This window comes from Mycobacterium sp. D16Q16 (genome assembly GCF_002013745.1).
GTDB lineage: Bacteria > Actinomycetota > Actinomycetes > Mycobacteriales > Mycobacteriaceae > Mycobacterium.
The window spans coordinates 214,285-236,675 of the sequence record NZ_MAEY01000004.1 but is presented as its reverse complement, the minus strand read 5'-3'; the positions used below and the strand labels follow the sequence as shown (position 1 = coordinate 236,675).

General features: G+C 64.5%; 16 protein-coding genes. 12 read left to right on the top strand and 4 right to left on the bottom strand.

Features of this window, described 5'->3' with window-relative positions; translation table 11 throughout:
* Nucleotides 1-26: 26 nt before the first annotated feature.
* From B4394_RS05620 to B4394_RS05580, 8 genes are all read left to right on the top strand, one after another.
* The gene (locus tag B4394_RS05620) at nucleotides 27-623 is read left to right on the top strand and encodes a DUF4126 domain-containing protein (RefSeq protein WP_078308477.1); all 597 of its coding nucleotides are present in this window, start codon (nucleotides 27-29) and stop codon (nucleotides 621-623) included.
* Nucleotides 624-704: 81 nt separating this feature from the next.
* Nucleotides 705-2,075, top strand: coding sequence for an MFS transporter (locus B4394_RS05615; RefSeq protein WP_070952071.1), 1,371 nt, complete (start codon nucleotides 705-707; stop codon nucleotides 2,073-2,075).
* Nucleotides 2,076-2,278: 203 nt separating this feature from the next.
* On the top strand, nucleotides 2,279-3,406 hold the full coding sequence (locus B4394_RS05610; RefSeq protein WP_078308551.1) for an ABC transporter ATP-binding protein: 1,128 nt from the start codon (nucleotides 2,279-2,281) through the stop codon (nucleotides 3,404-3,406).
* Nucleotides 3,407-3,496: 90 nt separating this feature from the next.
* Complete coding sequence (locus B4394_RS05605) at nucleotides 3,497-5,677, top strand: molybdopterin-containing oxidoreductase family protein (protein WP_078308478.1); 2,181 nt, start codon at nucleotides 3,497-3,499, stop codon at nucleotides 5,675-5,677.
* Nucleotides 5,674-6,450 (top strand): class I SAM-dependent methyltransferase, encoded by a 777-nt coding sequence (locus tag B4394_RS05600; protein WP_078314457.1) that lies wholly within the window; start codon nucleotides 5,674-5,676, stop codon nucleotides 6,448-6,450. The genes B4394_RS05605 and B4394_RS05600 overlap by 4 nt, the downstream gene beginning before the upstream one ends.
* A gap of 318 nt (nucleotides 6,451-6,768) precedes the next feature.
* Nucleotides 6,769-10,257, top strand: coding sequence for a DNA-directed RNA polymerase subunit beta (gene rpoB / locus B4394_RS05595; protein WP_078308552.1), 3,489 nt, complete (start codon nucleotides 6,769-6,771; stop codon nucleotides 10,255-10,257).
* A 35-nt stretch (nucleotides 10,258-10,292) separates the two neighbouring features.
* Nucleotides 10,293-14,240, top strand: coding sequence for a DNA-directed RNA polymerase subunit beta' (locus B4394_RS05590; protein ID WP_078308480.1), 3,948 nt, complete (start codon nucleotides 10,293-10,295; stop codon nucleotides 14,238-14,240).
* A 590-nt stretch (nucleotides 14,241-14,830) separates the two neighbouring features.
* Nucleotides 14,831-16,234: an amino acid permease gene (locus B4394_RS05580; protein ID WP_078314456.1), complete on the top strand. Its 1,404-nt coding sequence runs from the start codon at nucleotides 14,831-14,833 to the stop codon at nucleotides 16,232-16,234.
* On the opposite strand, the gene B4394_RS05575 is transcribed toward B4394_RS05580, so the two are convergent.
* The 4 genes from B4394_RS05575 to B4394_RS05560 all read right to left on the bottom strand — a co-directional run bounded on the left by B4394_RS05575 (nucleotide 16,231) and on the right by B4394_RS05560 (nucleotide 18,196).
* Nucleotides 16,231-16,521: a DUF1905 domain-containing protein gene (locus tag B4394_RS05575; protein ID WP_078308483.1), complete on the bottom strand. Its 291-nt coding sequence runs from the start codon at nucleotides 16,519-16,521 to the stop codon at nucleotides 16,231-16,233. The genes B4394_RS05580 and B4394_RS05575 overlap by 4 nt on opposite strands.
* Before the next feature lie 58 nt (nucleotides 16,522-16,579).
* Nucleotides 16,580-17,065, bottom strand: coding sequence for an SRPBCC family protein (locus B4394_RS05570; RefSeq protein WP_078314455.1), 486 nt, complete (start codon nucleotides 17,063-17,065; stop codon nucleotides 16,580-16,582).
* A 3-nt stretch (nucleotides 17,066-17,068) separates the two neighbouring features.
* Nucleotides 17,069-17,425 (bottom strand): ArsR/SmtB family transcription factor, encoded by a 357-nt coding sequence (locus B4394_RS05565; protein WP_078314615.1) that lies wholly within the window; start codon nucleotides 17,423-17,425, stop codon nucleotides 17,069-17,071.
* Between the two features lie 66 nt (nucleotides 17,426-17,491).
* Entirely contained in the window at nucleotides 17,492-18,196 is a 705-nt protein-coding gene (locus B4394_RS05560; RefSeq protein ID WP_078314614.1) for a hypothetical protein, read from the bottom strand.
* Nucleotides 18,197-18,281: 85 nt separating this feature from the next.
* Between B4394_RS05560 and B4394_RS05555 the strand changes: the two genes are divergently transcribed.
* Genes B4394_RS05555 through B4394_RS05540 form a run of 4 tightly spaced genes read left to right on the top strand, consistent with a single transcriptional unit; the run spans nucleotide 18,282 to nucleotide 22,349 of the window.
* Nucleotides 18,282-19,916: an acyl-CoA dehydrogenase family protein gene (locus B4394_RS05555; protein WP_078314454.1), complete on the top strand. Its 1,635-nt coding sequence runs from the start codon at nucleotides 18,282-18,284 to the stop codon at nucleotides 19,914-19,916.
* Between the two features lie 5 nt (nucleotides 19,917-19,921).
* The gene (locus B4394_RS05550) at nucleotides 19,922-20,827 is read left to right on the top strand and encodes a crotonase/enoyl-CoA hydratase family protein (RefSeq protein ID WP_078314453.1); all 906 of its coding nucleotides are present in this window, start codon (nucleotides 19,922-19,924) and stop codon (nucleotides 20,825-20,827) included.
* 2 nt (nucleotides 20,828-20,829) lie between these two features.
* The gene (locus B4394_RS05545; protein WP_078308487.1) at nucleotides 20,830-21,573 is read left to right on the top strand and encodes a PaaX family transcriptional regulator C-terminal domain-containing protein; all 744 of its coding nucleotides are present in this window, start codon (nucleotides 20,830-20,832) and stop codon (nucleotides 21,571-21,573) included.
* 8 nt (nucleotides 21,574-21,581) lie between these two features.
* Nucleotides 21,582-22,349, top strand: a complete 768-nt coding sequence (locus tag B4394_RS05540) for a crotonase/enoyl-CoA hydratase family protein (protein ID WP_078308555.1) — start codon at nucleotides 21,582-21,584, stop codon at nucleotides 22,347-22,349.
* Nucleotides 22,350-22,391 lie beyond the last annotated feature (42 nt).

Sequence of the window (22,391 nt, the reverse complement as noted above, 5' to 3'; positions counted from 1 at the left end):
CCGCGCGATCGCGTCACACTCGTGACATGGAGATCACCTCGGCCATCAGCGCCATCCTCGGGGCGTTCGGGCTCTCGGGTGCCGCCGGACTGAACGCTTGGCTGCCGCTGCTCGCGGTGGGTGCCGCCGACCGATTCGGGTGGATCGAGCTCGGGCAGTCGTACGGCTGGCTGTCCTCCACTCCGGCGCTGATCGTCCTTGCGGTCATCTTCGTGCTCGACCTCATCGGCGACAAGATTCCGGCCCTCGACTCGGTCCTGCATGCGATCGGCACATTTATCGCACCGGCGTCGGGAGCCATTCTGTTCACCGCGGAAACGAGCCTTTCCGCGAATCTGCCACCGGCGGTAGGCGCGATTCTCGGCGCCATCACCGCCGGCAGTGTGCATGCCGGCCGAACGGTCGCACGCCCCTTTGTGACGGGCACCACTGCCGGCGTGGGGAATCCAGTGGTCTCGACCGCTGAAGACGGCACCTCGCTGGTGCTGACGATCCTCGCTTTGGCAGTGCCGATTCTTGCGTTTGTCGTGGTGCTGGTGCTTGCGGTCGCACTGGGATGGGTGGCCTTCCGGGCGATCCGCTGGGCGCGTGGCAGGCGCAGAACCGACTCGGCCGGCCCGTAGATAGCTCTCGCGATAACGGCTATCGCAGGACGAATGTGGATGGGGCTCATAGAGTGATCAAGACGAGAGAATGAAGGTGACATGAATCTGGCCGTACGGCACGTCTTTATCGCTTGCGCCGCGCTACTGGTGGCGCGGGTGACCATGCTGGACCACGGTCTGGCGGCGGTGTGGGGAGTGGACCGGGGTGATGACGCCCTTGGCACGGTGGAGTGGGCGACCGTCGCGGGTGACGTGGTAGCAGTGGTGACATTGCTTGTGTTCGCCCGGTTGGGAAATCACATTCGGCCGACGACCTTCCTGGCCGCCGGACTGGTGATCCTGGGCCTATCGACGGCCGGGTCGTTGATACCGGGATCGGCGACACTACTTGCCTGGGTCATGCTGGTTTCGGCATTGGGCGCTGGGCTGACCGTGGTGGCCTCGATGCTGATCGTGCTGCATTCGACACCTAGACAGGGGCGTGGTCTGTCCTTGGGATTCTGGGTGGCCATGTATCCGTTGGCCATGCTGGCGGGTCAGGTTTTGGATATCAACTCGCCGCAGAACTGGCGCCCGATCACCTACGGGATCCTCGCGGCGACCGTCGTGGTGCTGGTGGTGGTTCTCACCCAGCCGCACCGCGAATTCGTCGGCACCTTCGACACCTTCGACCTCGTTGGCGCCCTGCTGTGGCTAGTGGGGGTATCCGCCCTGGCCTGGCTCCTGATCGACGAAGCCTCGCCGGTGCGCGCCGCGATCCTCGCGATCGTCGCTGTGGTGTCCTTCGGTGCGCTCTTCGCGCAGACGCGGCGCAGGGGCTCGGCGGCACTGATCGCCGCGGACGTGCTGACCCGTCCGGTTGTGCTGGCGGCACTGTTGGCCATCACCGTGCTCACCTTCCTGGTGCGGTTCGCCGACTTCGATCATGCGGCCATGTGGTGGTCGATCGATCGCGAGCAGGCACCCTCAGATACCCCCGCGTTCGCCCTCTTCGTCTCCGGACTGGTCTTGGCTCCGGTCGCCGGGTACCTCATCGACGCGGGCAAGCGCACGCTCGTCGCGGTGCTGGGCGTGGCGTTGCTGGTGGCCGGAGTGGTGGCGACCGTCATCGAACTGGATGCCGCGACGACAGAGGGCGGATTGTTACTGGGCTTGCTGCTATCCGGGGCTGGTATCGCGACGCTGGCCGTCTACCTTTTCTACGCGGTGTTCCATGGGGTTTCGCCGGTGCAGCTGACGGTGGTCGGGGGCCTGGCGGTCACAGCTTCTGCGCTGGGTGTAGTCCTCGGTCAGTTCGTTCGGCAGCGTGCCGAGGTGGATCTGCTGACCGGATATGGCCTCGCCCATCCGAGTGTCTTCGCCGACATCGTCGGGCTGATCGTCGTGCTCATCGCGCTACTGGCCGGGGCACTGCTCATCGTTGAGCGTCGACGGCATGCATCTACGGACGCGGAGCCCGCCGACAAGTAGTCGTGGACGCGAGGGCGGGCGGACTCGCGGAAGACCGGCAGTAGCGTGCACTAGACGCGTAGTGCCTGGTTATCACAGTTAGCCAGTCGATGGGCTGGTCTGGGCACAAACGCGATGCAGCTCCTGGGCATGCGCTAAAGTGATCCGAACCACAGCCTGGCCGGGTTGGTGGTGAAGTGTGCGTGTCGCGGAAGGATCGCCTGGTGGGTGCAGAAGTCTCCGTTGAGGGTTTGACCAAGTCCTTTGGTTCACAACGAATCTGGGAGAACGTCAGCCTGTCCCTGCCGCCGGGTGAAGTCAGCGTGCTGCTGGGGCCGTCCGGTACCGGTAAGTCCGTCTTCCTGAAGTCGCTGATCGGGCTGCTGCGCCCGGAGCAGGGTGCCATCTACGTCGACGGCACCAACATCATGGAGTGCTCCTCCAAGGAGCTCTATGAGATCCGCAAGCTCTTCGGTGTGATGTTCCAGGACGGCGCGCTGTTCGGCTCGATGAACCTGTACGACAACACCGCCTTCCCCTTGCGTGAGCACACCAAGAAGAAGGAATCCGAGATCCGCGACATCGTCATGCAGAAGCTTGACGTCGTGGGTCTGACCGGCCACGAGACCAAGTTTCCCGGCGAGATCTCCGGCGGTATGCGCAAGCGTGCCGGCCTGGCCCGCTCGCTGGTGCTGGATCCGCAGATCATCCTCTGTGACGAGCCGGACTCCGGTCTGGACCCGGTGCGTACCGCGTACCTGAGCCAGCTGCTCATCGACATCAACGCCCAGATTGACGCCACGATCCTGATCGTGACGCACAACATCAACATCGCCCGTACCGTGCCGGACAACATGGGCATGCTGTACCGCCGCCAGCTCGTCATGTTCGGCCCTCGTGAGGTGCTGTTGACCAGTGATGAGCCGGTGATCAAGCAGTTCCTGAACGGCCGTCGTATCGGTCCGATCGGTATGTCCGAGGAAAAGGACGAGGCCACCATGGCCGAGGAGCAGGCGCACCTCGACGCCGGACACCACGACGGCGGTGTAGAGGAGATCGAGGGCGTACCGCCGCAGATTCAGGCCACCCCGGGTATGCCGGAACGTGCGGCTGTCGGGCGTCGTCAGGCGCGGGTGCGCGAGATCATGCACCAGCTGCCGCCCAACGCTCAGGCCGCGATCCAGGACAGCCTCGCCGGCACCCACCAGTTCCCTGTGCACGACTTCGGCGACGAACCCGCCGGTGTCACCACCGCCACGCTGGCGCCGCCGCAGACCGAGCAGCCCACCCAGACCATCAACACGGTCGACGACGACGCTCCCACGGGCCAGATCCCGCCCGTCCGGGGGTAGTAGCGGCCTCGGGGAATCCGGGGTTGATATTTGCGAACACGCGTTATCGAATAGGGGTCAGCCCTGTGACGTGTGAAAGCGGTGCCGACTATGACAGTCGAAACGAAAGCGACCTTCTGTCGTATCTGTGAGCCGCTGTGCGGGATGGTGGCCACGGTCGAGGACGGCAAGCTGCTCTCGCTACGTCCCGATAAGGAGAATCCGCTCTCGGCAGGCTTTGCGTGTCAGAAGGGCATTGCCTTCGCCGAGGTACATAACGACCCGGATCGGGTGACTGTCCCCTTGCGGCGCACCGCATCAGGCGAGTTCGAGCCGGTGGACTGGGAGACCGCGATGGGCGATATCGCGGCCCGGGTGCGCGATATCCACCACACGCACGGATCGGGCGGGCTGGCCTGGTACTTCGGAAACCCCGGGGCATTTAGCTACTCGCATGTCCTGTGGCTTCAGCTGATGACCAACGGGATGGGCGGGGGGTTTCACCTGTTCACGGCCGGCTCGCAGGACATCAATAATCAGTTCGTCGCTAGTCAGCTGCTGTACGGGTCGCCGCTGGTGTTTCCCATCCCCGACATCCCGCGTACCGACCTGCTGGTCGTGATCGGCGCGAATCCCGTTGTGTCACACGGAAGCGCGTTATCGATGCCGCGAATCAAGGACGGGATGCGCGAGGTGGTCAAGCGTGGCGGGCGTGTGCTCGTCATCGATCCGCGCCGTACCGAGACGGCCTCGGAGTTCGAGTGGATGGGTATCACCCCCGACGGGGACGCCTTCCTGTTGCTGTCGCTCATTCAGGTGATGTTCGCCGAGGGCCTGGTTGATCGTGAGCGAATCACTAAGCAAGCCAATGGAATCGATTGGATCGAGGCGGTCTCTCGAGAATTCACGCCCGAGTCGACTCGTGCGCAGACGGGGATCGACGCGGTGACGGTGCGCCGGTTGGCGCGAGATCTTGCCGGCACCTCCTGTGCGGCCGTGTATGGGCGCGTCGGGATCTGTCTCGGCGAGAACGGGACGCTGACGAGCTATCTGCTCAATGTCGTGAACCTCGTCGCCGGTAACGCCGATATCCCCGGTGGGCAGGTGTTCGGTGGGTACGGGATGCCGGGGGAGCGGTACGCCATGAAGGTCGCGGGCCGGGCACTCGGCGCGATCTACCGCCGTCGCCGCTCGCGCATCGGCGGTTTCCCCTCGGTGCTCGGATCCGAACCCGCGGCCCTGATGGCCAAGGAGATCACCACGCCGGGAAAGGGCCAGGTGCGCGGGTTGTTTGTCAGCGCCGGAAACCCCGTGCTCTCGGTGCCTAACGGTGACGAACTCGAAGGCGCCCTCAGGCAGCTCGATCTCATGGTTGCGATCGACCTCTACGTCAACGAGACGAATGCCCACGCGGACTACATCCTGCCGGCCACCACCATGTATGAGCGCGACGATTTTCCGGTCGCCTTTCCATCGATGCAGCCCACTCCGTTCCGGCAGGCCAGTGAGGCTGTGGTCCCCCCGGCAGGCCTGGCCAGGCAGGAATGGGAGATCATCGACGATCTGACGGCGCGGCTGTGGCGCATGACCCCGCTGTTGGGCGCGGTCCAGGGCGTTCGCAAGCTGATGTCGCTGTTCGGTAGGCGCCTCACTCCGCGCCCGATGATCGACATGGTGATTCGCCTCGGGGAGGGCGGTGACTGGTTCGGGCTGCGGCGGGGCGGGGTCAGCTTCCGCAACCTGGTAGAGCAGCATCCCCACGGCAAGGTGGTGGCGCCGATGGTGCCCGAGGGTGGCCTGCGGCGGGCGGTGGTGCACCGCGGCGGCCGAGTGCGGCTGCAGCACAACGATATAGAGCGCGAGATCGCCTCGCTGTCCCGGCGGCGCAGCGATCCGGACTACCCCCTGCGGCTGATCGGGATGCGGGAGATGCGGTCGGAGAACTCATGGATGCACAACTCGCCGATGCTCATGCGTGGCGCGCGGATGCAGCGCGCTCAGCTTCACGTCGACGATGCCGAACGTCTGGGGATCGCCACCGATGACCGGATCCGGATCAGCTCGGCGCACGGAGAGATCGAGCTGCCCGCCGTGGCGACCAAGGACATCGTTCCCGGCGTCATCGCCGTACCGCACGGGTGGGGCCATAACCGGGGCGGTGCGTGGCAGACCGCCAATGCGAACCCCGGCGCCAACGTCAACCTGCTGATGTCCAGCGAGCCGGCGGACCTGGAGGCGCTGGCCGGGATGGCACGGCTTAACGGGGTGCCCGTCAGGGTGGAGCGCGTGTGACGGGTGCGCAGGGCCGAACGCCCGGGGCGGGTAGCGCCGTGCAGCAGATCGAAGGGCTGCTCACGGTCCCGGTGCGCGCTAGGAGCGAGGGCTACCTCGATGTCATGGGCCCCCAGAACGTCTGCTTGCACCGTGGACAGCAGACGATGCAGAACGCCGTTTTCAGCTGGGTGTACGACAGGTTCTGGCGGTCGTTCGCGTTCGCGGTCCTGACCGCGCGGTCGGGAACCCACGAGGCTCAGCGGGCGCTGCACTTGCTGGCGATCGAGCCGGGCGACCGGGTGCTCGATGTCGCCTGTGGGCCGGGAAACACCGCACGCCGGGCGGTACGGTCGGTCGGTGTAGGCGGATTGGTCGTCGGGCTGGATGCTGCGGCAAACATGCTGGCCGAGGCGGTGGCCAACCCTGCGCACCGGGCGCAGGCGCGACAGCTCGGATTCCTGCGTGCCGACGGACTGCGGTTGCCGTTTCCCGACGACACCTTCGACGCGGTGTCCTGTTACGGCGCGCTGTACTTCATGGAGGACCCGGATGCGGTGGTCGGTGAGATGATCCGAGTGCTCAGACCGGGTGGGCGGATCGCCATTCTCACCTCCTGCCTGCGCGGGCCCGCGTTCACCCACGGGCTTCAGCGTCTGTTCGCGCGACCGATGTCCTTTCGCATGTTCGACCGTGTTCATTACCCGCTTCTGCTCATCCGCCACGGGCTGACCGACCATCGGCAGTACGTCTCCGGGCTCAGTCAGACGCTCGGCGCGGTCAAGCCCGGCTGAGGCGGCCGAAATAGCAAAAAAGAAACACCGAAAATACTGGCGCTATCTCTTGACGGGCGGCGCGTGACGAGTCACTCTGTTTGGCAGCACGGACGTTTGCGAATGCAGTGAGGCCGCCAGCCAGCACTGATCCGCAGATTTGACCGGGCAGTTGAAGGCTGCGCGATAGTACGCTATTGTTAGACGTTGCGCTGGCTGCCTCCTGCCCACCTTCCCTCGCCACGACGGTGTTGGTTCATGTTGTGATCGATCGGGTGTGTGTTTGGTCGTTGCTTGCGCAAAACAACGCAGATGCGCGGCAACACTGGAGGACCGATCTTGGCAGTCTCTCGCCAGACTAAGACCGATAACGCAACTACTAACTCCGTACCTGGGGCGCCCAGCCGACTGTCCTTCGCCAAGCTGCGTGAACCGCTTGCGGTTCCCGGCCTGCTCGATGTGCAGACGGATTCTTTTGAATGGCTGGTTGGCTCACCCCGGTGGCGTGAGGTTGCGACTGCTCGCGGTGAGGTGAACCCGACCGGCGGCCTTGAGGAGATCCTCACGGAGCTCTCGCCGATCGAGGACTTCTCGGGCTCGATGTCGCTGTCATTCAGCGACCCGCGCTTCGACGAGGTCAAGGCACCCGTCGACGAGTGCAAAGACAAGGACATGACGTACGCGGCTCCGCTGTTCGTCACGGCCGAGTTCATCAACAACAACACCGGCGAGATCAAGAGCCAGACGGTCTTCATGGGTGACTTCCCGATGATGACCGACATGGGCACCTTCATCATCAACGGCACCGAGCGTGTGGTCGTGTCGCAGCTGGTCCGTTCGCCCGGCGTCTACTTCGACGAGAACATCGACAAGTCGACCGAGAAGACCCTGCACAGCGTCAAGGTCATCCCCGGCCGTGGTGCGTGGCTCGAGTTCGATGTCGACAAGCGCGACACCGTGGGTGTGCGCATCGATCGCAAGCGCCGTCAGCCGGTCACCGTGCTCCTGAAGGCGCTCGGCTGGACCAACGAGCAGATCGTCGAGCGTTTCGGGTTCTCCGAGATCATGATGGGGACCCTGGAGAAGGACAACATCGCCGGTCCCGACGAGGCGCTGCTGGACATCTACCGCAAGCTGCGTCCGGGCGAGCCGCCGACCAAGGAGTCCGCGCAGGCCCTGCTGGAGAACCTGTTCTTCAAGGAGAAGCGCTACGACCTGGCCCGCGTGGGCCGGTACAAGGTGAACAAGAAGCTGGGCCTGGGTGGTGCTAACCCGGCTCTGGTGACTGCCACCACGCTCACCGAGGAAGACGTCGTCGCCACCATCGAGTACCTGGTGCGTCTGCACGAGGGCCAGACCACGATGACCGCCCCCGGCGGTCTCGAGGTTCCCGTTGAGGTCGACGACATCGATCACTTCGGTAACCGTCGTCTGCGTACCGTGGGCGAGCTGATCCAGAACCAGATCCGGGTCGGCCTGTCCCGCATGGAGCGCGTCGTGCGTGAGCGCATGACCACGCAGGACGTCGAGGCGATCACCCCGCAGACCCTGATCAACATCCGTCCCGTCGTGGCGGCGATCAAGGAGTTCTTCGGAACCAGCCAGCTGTCGCAGTTCATGGACCAGAACAACCCGCTCTCGGGTCTGACCCACAAGCGTCGTCTGTCGGCGCTGGGCCCGGGTGGTCTGACCCGTGACCGCGCCGGCCTTGAGGTCCGCGACGTGCACCCCTCGCACTACGGCCGCATGTGCCCGATCGAGACTCCGGAAGGCCCGAACATCGGCCTGATCGGCTCGCTGTCGGTGTACGCGCGGGTTAACCCGTTCGGCTTCATCGAGACGCCGTACCGCAAGGTGGTCGAGGGTGTCGTCACTGACGAGATCCGCTACCTGACCGCCGACGAAGAGGACCGCCACGTCGTGGCGCAGGCCAATTCGCCGACCGACGAGAAGGGCCGCTTCACCGAGGAGCGCGTCCTGGTGCGCCGTAAGGGTGGCGAGGTCGAGTTCGTGCCGTCGACCAACGTCGACTACATGGACGTCTCGCCGCGCCAGATGGTGTCGGTCGCGACCGCGATGATCCCGTTCCTGGAGCACGACGACGCCAACCGCGCACTGATGGGTGCCAACATGCAGCGCCAGGCGGTTCCGCTGGTGCGTAGCGAGGCCCCGCTGGTCGGTACCGGTATGGAGCTGCGCGCTGCCATCGACGCCGGCGACGTTGTCGTCGCGGAGAAGGCCGGTGTCATCGAAGAGGTGTCCGCCGACTACGTCACCGTGATGGCAGACGACGGCACCCGGCAGAGCTACCGGTTGCGCAAGTTCGCGCGATCGAACCACGGCACCTGTGCCAACCAGCGCCCGATTGTGGACGAAGGTCAGCGGGTCGAGATCGGTCAGGTCATCGCGGACGGTCCTTGCACCGAGAACGGCGAAATGGCCCTCGGTAAGAACCTGCTCGTGGCGATCATGCCGTGGGAAGGCCACAACTACGAGGACGCCATCATCCTGTCCAACCGTCTGGTTGAAGAGGACGTGCTCACCTCGATTCACATCGAAGAGCACGAAATCGATGCGCGTGACACCAAGCTGGGCGCCGAGGAGATCACCCGGGATATCCCGAACGTCTCCGATGAGGTGCTGGCAGACCTCGACGAGCGCGGCATCGTCCGCATCGGCGCCGAGGTCCGCGATGGCGACATCCTCGTCGGCAAGGTCACCCCGAAGGGTGAAACCGAGCTGACCCCCGAGGAGCGCCTGCTGCGTGCCATCTTCGGTGAGAAGGCCCGCGAGGTTCGCGACACCTCCCTGAAGGTGCCGCACGGTGAGTCCGGCAAGGTCATCGGCATCCGCGTCTTCTCGCGTGATGACGACGACGATCTGCCTGCCGGCGTGAACGAGCTCGTTCGCGTGTACGTCGCGCAGAAGCGCAAGATCTCCGACGGTGACAAGCTGGCCGGACGCCATGGCAACAAGGGCGTCATCGGCAAGATCCTGCCCGTCGAGGACATGCCCTTCCTGCCCGATGGCACCCCGGTCGACGTCATCCTGAACACGCACGGTGTGCCGCGTCGTATGAACATCGGCCAGATCTTGGAGACCCACCTGGGGTGGGTGGCCAAGACCGGCTGGAACATCGAAGGCAACCCCGAGTGGGCGCAGAACCTCCCCGAGGATCTGCAGTCGGCCCCGGCCGACACCCGCACGGCCACCCCGGTGTTCGACGGTGCCCGCGAGGAGGAGCTGACCGGACTGCTGTCCTCGACGCTGCCCAACCGGGACGGCGAGGTCATGGTGGACGGCGACGGCAAGGCGCGGCTGTTCGACGGCCGTAGCGGCGAGCCGTTCCCGTATCCGGTGACCGTCGGCTACATGTACATCCTGAAGCTGCACCACTTGGTCGACGACAAGATTCACGCGCGTTCGACCGGGCCGTACTCGATGATCACCCAGCAGCCGCTCGGTGGTAAGGCGCAGTTCGGTGGTCAGCGATTCGGTGAGATGGAGTGCTGGGCCATGCAGGCCTACGGTGCGGCATACACGCTGCAGGAGCTGTTGACCATCAAGTCCGACGACACCGTCGGTCGTGTGAAGGTCTACGAGGCGATCGTCAAGGGCGAGAACATCCCCGAGCCGGGGATCCCGGAGTCGTTCAAGGTTCTGCTCAAGGAACTCCAGTCGCTGTGCCTGAACGTGGAGGTGCTCTCGAAGGAGGGAACCACCATCGAAATGCGCGACGGCGATGACGAGGACCTGGAGCGCGCTGCCGCGAACCTGGGAATCAACCTGTCCCGCAACGAATCTGCGTCCATTGAGGACTTCGCCTAACCGAATTCTATCCCGCAAGGGGAAAGGGAGTTTACGTGCTCGACGTCAACTTCTTCGATGAACTCCGTATCGGCCTCGCGTCGGCGGATGACATCCGTAACTGGTCCTTTGGCGAAGTCAAGAAGCCGGAGACCATCAACTACCGCACGCTCAAGCCAGAGAAGGACGGCCTGTTCTGCGAGAAGATCTTCGGACCTACTCGCGACTGGGAGTGCTACTGCGGCAAGTACAAGCGCGTGCGCTTCAAGGGCATCATCTGTGAGCGCTGCGGCGTCGAGGTAACTCGCGCCAAGGTGCGCCGTGAGCGGATGGGCCACATCGAACTGGCCGCACCGGTTACGCACATCTGGTACTTCAAGGGTGTTCCGTCACGTCTCGGATACCTGCTCGACCTGGCGCCGAAGGATCTGGAAAAGATCATCTACTTCGCCGCCTACGTCATCACCGCGGTCGACGACGAGCTGCGTCACAACGAGCTCTCGACACTCGAGGCCGAGATGGAGGTCGAGAAGAAGGCCGTCGCAGATCAGCGCGATGCCGACCTGGAGGCCCGCGCCCAGAAGCTCGAAGCCGACCTGGCCGAGCTCGAGGCCGAGGGTGCCAAGTCCGACGTGCGCCGCAAGGTGCGCGACGGTGGCGAGCGCGAGATGCGTCAGCTGCGTGATCGGTCCCAGCGTGAGCTGGACCGGCTCGACGAGATCTGGACCACCTTCACCAAGCTCTCCGTCCAGCAGCTGATCGTCGACGAGCTGCTCTACCGCGAGCTCGTGGACCGTTACGGCGAGTACTTCACCGGTGCCATGGGTGCCGAGGCCGTGCAGAAGCTCATCCAGAACTTCGATCTCGATGCCGAGGCCGAGAACCTGCGCGAGACAATCCGCAGTGGTAAGGGGCAGAAGAAGCTTCGTGCGCTCAAGCGCCTGAAGGTGGTGGCGGCGTTCCAGAACTCCACCAACAGCCCCGGTGGCATGGTGCTCGACGCGGTGCCGGTGATCCCACCGGAGCTGCGCCCGATGGTTCAGCTCGACGGTGGCCGCTTCGCCACCTCCGACCTGAACGACCTGTACCGCCGCGTCATCAACCGCAACAACCGCCTCAAGCGACTGATCGATCTGGGTGCGCCCGAGATCATCGTCAACAACGAGAAGCGGATGCTGCAGGAGTCCGTGGACGCGCTGTTCGACAACGGCCGTCGTGGACGTCCGGTCACCGGACCGGGTAACCGTCCGCTGAAGTCGCTGTCGGATCTGCTCAAGGGCAAGCAGGGCCGGTTCCGTCAGAACCTGCTCGGCAAGCGCGTCGACTACTCGGGCCGTTCGGTCATCGTGGTCGGCCCGCAGCTCAAGCTGCACCAGTGCGGTCTGCCCAAGCTGATGGCCCTCGAGCTGTTCAAGCCGTTCGTGATGAAGCGCTTGGTCGACCTGAACCACGCGCAGAACATCAAGAGCGCCAAGCGCATGGTGGAGCGTCAGCGCGCCCAGGTGTGGGATGTCCTCGAAGAGGTCATCGCCGAGCACCCGGTGCTGCTGAACCGTGCACCAACGCTGCACCGCCTGGGTATCCAGGCCTTCGAGCCGCAGCTGGTGGAAGGCAAGGCAATTCAGCTGCACCCGCTGGTGTGTGAGGCGTTCAACGCCGACTTCGACGGTGACCAGATGGCCGTGCACCTTCCGCTGTCCGCGGAGGCGCAGGCCGAGGCGCGCATCCTGATGCTGTCCTCGAACAACATCCTGTCGCCCGCGTCGGGCCGCCCGCTGGCCATGCCGCGTCTGGACATGGTGACCGGTCTGTACTTCCTGACCACCGAGGTCCCCGGTGATACCGGTGCGCATACCCCGGCCGCCAAGGACCAGCCGGAGACCGGTGTGTACAGCTCGCCCGCCGAGGCCATCATGGCCCTCGACCGTGGCGCGCTGAGCGTCCGTGCACCGATCCGGGTACGGCTGACGCAGCAGCGTCCGCCGGCCGAGGTTGAGGCCGAGCTCTTCGAAAACGGTTGGCGGCCAGGCGATGCCTGGGTTGCCGAGACCACCCTGGGCCGTGTGCTGTTCAACGAGCTGCTGCCCCACGGGTACCCGTTCGTGAACAAGCAGATGCACAAGAAGGTGCAGTCGGCGATCATCAACGACCTCGCTGAGCGGTTCCCGATGATCGTGGTCGCGCAGACCGTCGACAAGCTCAAGGATGCCGGTTTCCACTGGGCCACGCGCTCGGGTGTCACGGTGTCCATGGCCGACGTGCTGGTGCCGCCGCAGAAGGCGGAGATCCTGGACCGCTACGAGAAGGAAGCGGAGCGGATCGAGAAGCAGTACCAGCGTGGTGCTTTGAACCACCAGGAGCGTCGCGACGCACTGGTCAAGATCTGGCAGGAAGCCACCGACGAGGTCGGTAAGGCGCTGGAGGAGCACTACCCGGCCGATAACCCGATTACCTTGCTGCCCAAGTCCGGCGCGACCGGCAACATGACCCAGGTGCGAAACCTGGCAGGCATGAAGGGTCTGGTGACAAACCCGAAGGGTGAGTACATCCCGCGTCCGATCAAGTCCTCGTTCCGTGAGGGCCTGACCGTTCTGGAGTACTTCATTAACACGCACGGCGCCCGTAAGGGCCTGGCGGACACCGCGCTTCGTACCGCCGACTCGGGTTACCTGACCCGTCGTCTGGTGGACGTCTCGCAGGACGTCATCGTCCGCGAGCACGACTGCGGTACCGAACGTGGCATCAACGTGACCATCGCCGAGAAGCAGGACGACGGCACGCTGATCCGCGACGCGCACATCGAAACCTCCGCCTACGCACGGACTCTCGCCGCCGACGCGGTGGATGCCGATGGCAACGTGCTGGTGGAGCGTGGACACGATCTGGGCGATCCGGCGATCGAGAAGCTTCTCGCCGCGGGTGTCACTCAGGTCAAGGTCCGGTCGGTGCTTACCTGCACCACCGGTACCGGGGTCTGCGCGATGTGCTACGGCCGCTCGATGGCGACCGGCAAGCTCGTCGACATCGGTGAGGCAGCGGGCATCGTGGCCGCACAGTCGATCGGTGAGCCCGGCACCCAGCTGACCATGCGTACCTTCCACCAGGGTGGCGTCGGTGACGACATCACCGGCGGTCTGCCGCGTGTGACCGAGCTGTTCGAGGCGCGAGTTCCCAAGGGCAAGGCGCCTATTGCCGATGTCACCGGACGGGTTCGCCTCGAAGAGGGCGAGCGCTTCTACAAGATCACCATCATCCCGGATGACGGTGGCGAGGAAGTTGTCTACGACAAGCTCTCCAAGCGTCAGCGCCTGCGCGTCTTCAAGCACGAGGACGGCTCCGAGCGTCCGCTGGCCGACGGCGACCACGTCGAGGTCGGACAGCAGCTCATGGAGGGTGCGGCTGACCCGCACGAGGTGCTCCGTGTCATGGGCCCGCGTCAGGTGCAGGTGCACCTCGTCAACGAGGTGCAGGAGGTGTACCGCAGCCAGGGTGTGTCGATCCACGACAAGCACATCGAGGTCATCGTGCGCCAGATGCTGCGTCGCGTGACGATCATCGACTCGGGCGCAACGGAATTCCTGCCCGGCTCGCTCACCGAGCGTGGCGAGTTCGAGACCGCGAACCGTCGCGTGGTGGCCGAGGGCAACGAGCCTGCGGCCGGCCGTCCGGTGCTGATGGGTATCACCAAGGCATCGCTGGCGACCGACTCGTGGCTGTCGGCGGCGTCGTTCCAGGAGACCACTCGCGTGCTGACCGATGCGGCCATCAACTGCCGCAGCGACAGACTGAATGGTCTGAAGGAGAACGTCATCATCGGTAAGTTGATCCCGGCTGGTACCGGTATCAACCGCTACCGCAACATCTCGGTGCAACCGACCGAAGAGGCCCGGGCCGCCGCGTACACGATTCCGTCGTACGAGGACGCCTACTACAGCCCCGACTTCGGTTCCAACACCGGTGCTGCGGTGCCGCTGGACGACTACGGGTACAGCGACTACCGCTAGGTCGTAAGCACGAGAAGGGCCCCCGGGTTACACCCCGGGGGCCTTTCCCATTTCGCCGCGCGGCGGTCCACGCCCGCCGGAATGCACTCCCGGCCACGACGACGAGAACCACGGGTGCGATGAGCCATTCGAGGAAGGCGTCGATCGCGATGATCGGCCCGACTGCCGGGCACTGATGACGGAGTTGCGCGTAGAAGAAGCCCTGCGCCGCAGTGAGTGCCGCCAGGCCTGTCCAAAAGAGCACCCAGGACCGACCGACCGCGAGCCCTGGGCCGTTCGAATTGCACATGCCGAACGTGGTGATGCCCATCAGGGCGGCCACACTGGTTGCGGTGCCGTAGACGATCCACCAGCGACAAATATCCAGACCGAGTTGTCCGGCGATGATCATGAACGGAAACACCGCGGTGAATATCGGCAATGCCACGCGTCCGATGAACTGTGGGTTGAGCATGCCAGAAGCCTATGTGCGTAAGAGAAGTCGGTTCAGCGCACAAATACCTAGCTAGGCCACGCAATTCCACGCGCGTTGTGGATGGTGTGTCCGGGTTTCCCGTGCAATAAGCGTCTGCTCACGCAATGATGTTCCGATGACCGTTGCCAATTCCGAGTCCGAGACGCCCGACGCCGGATATTCACGCGGGCTCTCTGCCCGCACGGTGCAGATGATCGCGATCGGCGGTGCCATCGGCACGGGCCTCTTCTACGGCGCCGGTGGTGCGATCGAGAAGGCAGGTCCCGCGCTCATCTTGGCCTACCTGGTCGCGGGTCTGGCCATCTTCGTGATCATGCGGGCACTCGGTGAACTGCTGGTCTATCGGCCGGTCTCGGGCAGCATCTCCGAGTATGCCGAGGAATTCATGGGGCGTTTCGCCGGGTTCGCTAACGGTTGGACGTACTGGGCGGTGTGGGCCACAACGTGTATGGCGGAGATTACCGTCGCCGGCGTGTACATCCAACGGTGGTGGCCTGGCATCCCGCAATGGGTCACTGCCCTGGCCGTCCTTCTCATCCTGTTCGGGGCCAACCTGATATCGGTGAAGATCTTCGGTGAGGCGGAGTTCTGGTTCTCGATGATCAAGGTGACGGCGATCGTCGGCATGATCATCATCGGCATCGGTGTACTGCTTCCCATTGCGGGACTTGGGCCGGAATCGGGCCCCACCGTCGCCAATCTCTGGAACGACGGCGGGTTCTTCCCGACGGGATTCAGTCAGGCCCTGCTGAGCCTGCAGATCGTGGTGTTCGCCTATGTGGGCGTTGAGCTCGTCGGTGTCACGGCGGGGGAGGCCGAGAACCCGAAAGTGACTCTGCGTAAGGCGATTAACACGCTGCCGTTCCGCATCGGGTTGTTCTACGTGGGTGCGCTGATCGTCATTCTGTCGATCCAGGGCTGGCGGAACTATCACAAAGGTGAGAGCCCCTTCGTCGCGGTGTTCGAGTACCTCAACATTCCGCAGGCGGCGAACATCGTGAACTTCATCTTGCTGACGGCCGCACTGTCCTCCTGCAACTCGGGCATCTATTCGACCGGCAGGATGGTGCGCAGCCTGGCGCAGCGCGGCGATGCCCCCGCGGGTCTGCAGTCGTTGAGCTCACGTCATGTCCCGATGTTGGCCATCTGCTTCTCGGCGCTGGCCATGGGTATCGGCGTGTTCGTCAACTGGCTGTCGCCGGACAAGGCATTCGCCTACATCACGTCGGTATCCACTATTGGCATCATTTTTGTGTGGGGTTCAATCCTGGTGTCCCACTTGATTTACCGGAAGCGGGTTGCCGCCGGGGAACTACCCGCCTCGGATTACAAGCTCCCCGGGGCTCCGGTGACAAATCTGTTGGCGCTGGCCTTCCTGGCGCTCGTGGTGGTGCTTCTGTTCTTCACGGAGGACGGCCGTACCGCGATCTTCGTGGGCCTGGTCTGGTTCGTGATTGTGGTGCTTGGTTACTTTGTGCACCACGGCGAACCCGCGCGGCATGAAAAGCAAGACGCCTAGGTGCGGTCGGTATCGAGCCTGATCTCCACGGTCACTCGGTCTCCGGGGCCCTTGCCCAACTGTTCCTGAATGTCCTTGCGCACCCCGAGCAGGTGCGTGCCGCCGTACGGTGCCAGGGAGCCCGTGTACGTCACCGAGCCGTCGAACACGGCCAGCACCGGTACGCGGGCCTTGACTCCGAAGGTGTCGATCACGGAGAACGGGACCTCGACGAATGCACCGGGGCCCTCGGGTTTCTCAATGGTCGCCTCAAAGGTGATAGCGCCGGGGTTGCGGTACTCCACCATGACGTGAGCGTAAAGGATGGCCCACACCGGCAGTGAGTGGTGCGGGCCATCCCGCCACTCAAGAGCGGACGAGGTCGTCGATCTGGTTGATCGCAGACGATGCGCCCTCGATGACGCCCATGTCCAGCACCTGCTGCAGCGCCTCGGCAGTCTCAAATGTGCTGACGTAGGTTGCCAGGGTGCGGCCGTCTTTCTCGATGAATGTGTACAGGTTTTCCGAGACCGGCATGTTGTCCACCGGATTCAGGTTTTCGTCGGAGAAACCGTCCCTGAACGCGAAGCTGTTGGGCTCATCGATCGCCGTGATCTCCCACCACCCCGCGTACCGTTCACCCGCGGGCCCTGTCATGTAGTAGTTCACTCGGCCACCCGGCGTGAAGTTGTGATCGACGAACGTTGCCGGGCAACTCGGCGGGCCCCACACCTTTTCGAGCTGGCGCGGGTCGGCGTAGATCTGCCAGATCCGGCTGAGCGGCGCCTCAAATTCGGCGTCAATGGTGATGGTTCGGGTGTCGATATCGTGAGTAACGTTGGTGACGGGCATGATTCAGTCCTTCCTCGGTGGTTTGGGCGTCGGTGGTTCTAGTGCGATGAGTTCATCGATGCGGGCGATCCTGCCGCGCCAGAACTGCTCCAGCTCGGCGAGCATGGCGCCGACCGAGCGAACCGCATCCACATCGCCGCTGGCCAACTGCTCGCGACCGTTACGCCGTTTTGTCAGCAGCCCGGCCTTTTCCAGCACGGCGACGTGCTTTTGCACTGCGGCGAAACTCATGTCGTAGTTCTCCGCAAGCGCTGAGACCGAGTGCTCACCGGCCAACACGCGCCGCAAGATGTCGCGGCGGGTGCGGTCGGAGAGCGCATGGAACATGGCGTCGGCCCTGTCCTCATCCGGGGCGGTCACGAATCCCAATGTACAACCATTTGGTTGTATGTCAACACGATGCTATCTGAGCGGTAGCGAGGGCTGTCACCCGAAAGGGCGAACCATGTCGTACCGGCTGGTCGCGACGGTGTCGATATTGGTATGAGCACCAAAGGCTTTGACGCTCTCCAGCATGGCCATCGCGCGCTGGCCGAGCTGCTGTTGATCCAGGGCGCCGTACCAGGCCAGTGGATCGGTGAGGGCGGGCGAGGGAAACTGTTCGAGGACGATTGCCGAGATCGCGGGGGCGTCATCGGTAACCGCGCGGACTACGAGGTTCTGTTCGTAGCCGATGGTCGATTGCAGGTCGAGTGCGTTCTGGGTGTGCACACCCTGCCACTGCTGTCGCCACGCGTCGAACGGCATGTCGGTGGGCCTGCGCAATAGCGCGATGTTGGTGAAACCCGTTGACCGCGAGCCGGGTTCGGACTCGGGGGGAGGCAGTGGCACCGACTCTGTGACGAGATATCCGTGCACACGGGCCGACGCCGCGGCCAGAATTTCCTCGATCTCCCGTACCGCCGGGCCGTATGACTGCTGGACCCACACGCTGGCGACGGCGGCCAGTGGTGGGTCCAGGGTCACCAAGCGCAGGCTGGCGGCACGCACCGCGGCGTCATGCGTGCACAGGGTCAGGCCGTGCACGCCTGCCGCCCGGATCTTGTCGACGGCGGCCGTGTGCAGCTGCTCGCACCACTCGTCGGTGGCGGCATCGGACGGCTGGCGTAACACAAAGATGACCTTCTCCACGCTCTCTTTGTAGCGCAGGAGTGGCCCGCCGAAGGCCATGTGAACAGATCTTGTGCGGTTGTCGTGGAAATGTAACACTGAAGGTATGGCCGATACGCATGTCGTCACCAATCAGGTCCCAGCACTGCACGACTACAACGCCGCGAGCAGTCCGGTGCTGATGGAAGCCCTCATTCGAGAAGGCGGGCAGTGGGGCGTCGACGAGGTTGTCCAGGTTGGCTCGCTCAATGGCACCGATCGCATGCAGCGCGCGGGGGAGCTGGCGAACCGGAACCGCCCCGTGCTGCACACCCATGACCGTTGGGGTCATCGCGTCGACGAAATCGAGTTCGACCCGGCCTATCACGAGCTCATGTGCGAGGCGGTCGCTCACGGGCTGCACGGAGCGCCGTGGGCCGATGAGCGCCCGGGCGCTCATGTCGTCCGCGCCGCCAAGACCGGTGTGTGGACGGCCGATCCCGGCCACATGTGTCCCATCTCGATGACCTATGCGGTGGTACCGGCACTGCGTGCCAATCCCGAGTTGGCGGCGATCTACGAGCCGCTGCTGTCAAGCCGGGTGTATGACCCGGTGCTCGCGGTGCCCGCCACCAAGGCGGGGCTGACGGCGGGTATGTCGATGACGGAGAAGCAGGGCGGCTCAGACGTGCGGGCGGGCACCACCACCGCCACGCCGAATGCCGATGGCAGCTACACGCTGGTGGGGCATAAGTGGTTCACTTCGGCGCCGATGTGCGATGTGTTTCTGGTGCTCGCGCAGGCGCCCGGCGGCCTGTCATGTTTCTTCCTGCCGCGGGTACTACCGGACGGCACGCGTAACCGGATGCGGTTGCAGCGCTTGAAGGACAAGCTCGGTAACCATTCCAACGCATCCTCGGAGGTCGAGTACGACGAGGCCACGGCGTGGCTTGTCGGCGAGGAAGGAAAGGGCGTCAAGACCATCATCGAGATGGTGAACATGACGCGGCTGGACTGCACACTCGGATCGGCCACCAGCATGCGTGCGGGCGTGGCGCTGGCCATGCACCATGCTGAGCACCGCAAGGCCTTCGGTGAGTACCTCATCGATCAGCCGCTCATGCGCAACGTCCTCGCTGACCTCGCGATCGAGGCGGAGGCCGCCACCATGGTCGCGATGCGGATGGCGGGTGCCACGGACCGCGCCACCCGTGGCGATGAAACCGAGTCGCTGCTGCGTCGTATCGGGCTGGCCGCCAGCAAGTATTGGGTGTGCAAGCGCGCCACCCCGCATGCCGGCGAAGCCATGGAGTGTCTGGGCGGCAACGGGTACGTCGAGGATTCGGGCCTCCCACGTCTCTATCGCGAGGCACCGCTGATGGGAATCTGGGAGGGGTCCGGGAACGTCAGCGCTCTGGACACGTTGCGCGCCATGGCCACCAAGCCTGAATGCGTTGAGGTGCTGTTCAAGGAGCTCGCGCTAGCCCAGGGGCAGGACGAGCGTCTGGACCGTCATATCAACGGATTGCACACGCAGCTCAGTGATCTGGACTCCGTCACCTACCGTGCCCGCAAGGTGGCCGAGGACATCTGCCTGGCCCTTCAGGGGGCGCTGCTGGTACGTCACGGTCATCCGGCGGTCGCACAGGCATTCCTGGCCACGCGATTGGCCGGCGATTGGGGTGGTGCATTCGGCACGCTCCCCACGGGGTTGGACCTGTCGCCGATTCTGGAGCGGGCGACCGTCAAGTCGGGCAGCTAACAGCTATGGACACCTTGAAGACGATGACCTATGAGGTCACTGATCGCATCGCGCGCATCACCTTCAATCGGCCCGAGCAAGGCAACGCGATCATCGCCGAGACCCCGTTGGAGCTGGCGGCTCTCGTAGAGCGCGCCGACCTGGACCCGCAGGTTCACGTCATCCTGGTGTCGGGCCGGGGAGATGGATTCTGCGGGGGCTTCGACCTCAGTGCCTATGCTGAGGCGAACGATGAAGGCACGGCGCAGTATTCAGGCACCGCGCTAGATGGTGAGGTGCAGCTGCGCAACCACCTGCCGAACATCAACTGGGACCCCATGCTCGACTACCAGATGATGAGCCGGTTCACGCGCGGTTTCTCCTCGCTGTTGCACGCCAACAAGCCAACAGTGGTGAAGGCGCACGGGTACTGCGTCGCCGGTGGTACCGACATCGCCTTGCATGCCGATCAGTTGATCGTTGCCGCCGATGCCAAGATCGGATACCCGCCAACCCGGGTGTGGGGCGTACCGGCCACCGGATTGTGGGCGCACAAGCTCGGCGATCAGCGTGCGAAACGTCTTCTGCTGACAGGGGATTGCCTCTCGGGTAAGCAGGCCTACGAGTGGGGTCTGGCGGTCGAGGCGCCGGAGCCCGATGACCTGGACGAGCGCACCGAGCGCCTGGTGGCGCGGATCGCGGCGATGCCACTGAACCAGCTGATGATGGTCAAGCTCGCCTGCAACTCGGTGCTCATCAATCAAGGGATCGCCAACAGCGCCATGGTGGGAACCGTCTTCGACGGTATATCCCGGCATACCGCGGAGGCCCACGCATTCACGGCCGATGCCGTGAAGAACGGCTACCGGCAGGCAGTCCGGCATCGCGACGAGCCCTTCGGTGATTTCGGCCGCAGGCCGACCGATCTGTAGCGATGGACAACCCGGTCGATCATCACCCGATGACCGCTCGCTCGGTCATCTTGAGCTTGCTGCTGGGCGCACACCCCGCCGAGCTGTCGGTGCGGGAAATCCGCGCGCTGACCATCTTGTTCGGAATCAGTGACACCACGGTGCGGGTGGCGCTCACCCGGATGGTCGCTGCGGGAGATCTTGCGAGAACAGAATCGGGATACCGGCTCGCCGAGCGTCTGCAGGCCCGTCAGCTTCGTCAGGACGAGGCCTGTGATCCGCATCGGCGCTCCTGGGACGGCAATTGGACCCAGTTGGTGATCACCAGCGTGGGTCGCGACGCACGTGACCGCAATGACCTGCGAACTACCCTGCGGCAGAGGCGTTTCGGAGAACTGCGCGAGGGCGTGTGGCTGCGCCCGGACAATCTGGAGATCGATCTTCCGTCGTCGGTCACCGACCACGTCTGGGTTCTGCACACCCGAACCCCGGACCCCGAAGCCCTGTCCGCCCAGCTGTGGGATCTGCCCGGCTGGTCTCTGTATGCGACCGCCCTGCTGCGGTGGTGGGATCAGGCTGAGGCGATTCCCGCGCGATTTGTGCTGGCCGCCGCGATGGTGCGGCATCTACTCGCCGACCCCGTACTGCCGGACGAGTTGTTGCCCAGGGATTGGCCCGCCGACGAAATACGGTCCAGATACCGGGAATTCAAGGATGAATTGGTGACGCTGCGCGACAACGCTGAGATGGAGGAGGCTTCCCTGTGATCGAGCCCATGAGTCAGAACGCAGTTCGCGTCGAGAAGGCGGGGCCGGTGACGACGGTGATTCTCAACCGGCCCCACGCCCGCAATGCCGTCGATGGCCCGACCGCAGCGGCGCTACTCGCAGCGTTCACCGAATTCGACGCGGACCCCGAGGCGTCCGTGGCGGTGCTCTGGGGTGACAACGGAACATTCTGTGCCGGAGCTGATCTCAAAGCAATGGGAACCGGCCGCGGAAATGAACTGCACCCGCACGGCCCCGGTCCGATGGGCCCGTCTCGGCTGCGGCTGTCTAAACCGGTGATCGCGGCGATCTCGGGGCACGCCGTGGCGGGCGGTATCGAGCTGGCGTTGTGGTGCGATCTTCGGGTGGTCGAGGAGGACGCCGTACTGGGTGTGTTCTGCCGACGCTGGGGTGTGCCGCTCATCGACGGCGGGACGATCAGGCTGCCCCGGTTGATCGGACACTCGCGCGCCATGGACCTCATCCTCACCGGACGTCCCGTCGCGGCACCTGAGGCGCTGGACATCGGGCTCGCCAATCGAGTGGTCCCCCGCGGGCAGGCTCGTGCGGTGGCGGAGACGCTGGCCGCAGAGATCGCCGCATTCCCGCAACAATGCGTGCGGGCAGACCGCGATTCAGCCATCGCGCAGTGGGGGATGACCGAGGAAGCGGCGTTGGACAACGAATTTGGCAGCATCGAGCGGGTCGCGGCCGAAGCGCTTGAGGGTGCCGGTAGGTTCGCCGCGGGTGCGGGTCGGCACGGCGCTGGGGTCTGACACGCTGCGTTCGGCGGTGCCGACACACTCGGACATATGGGA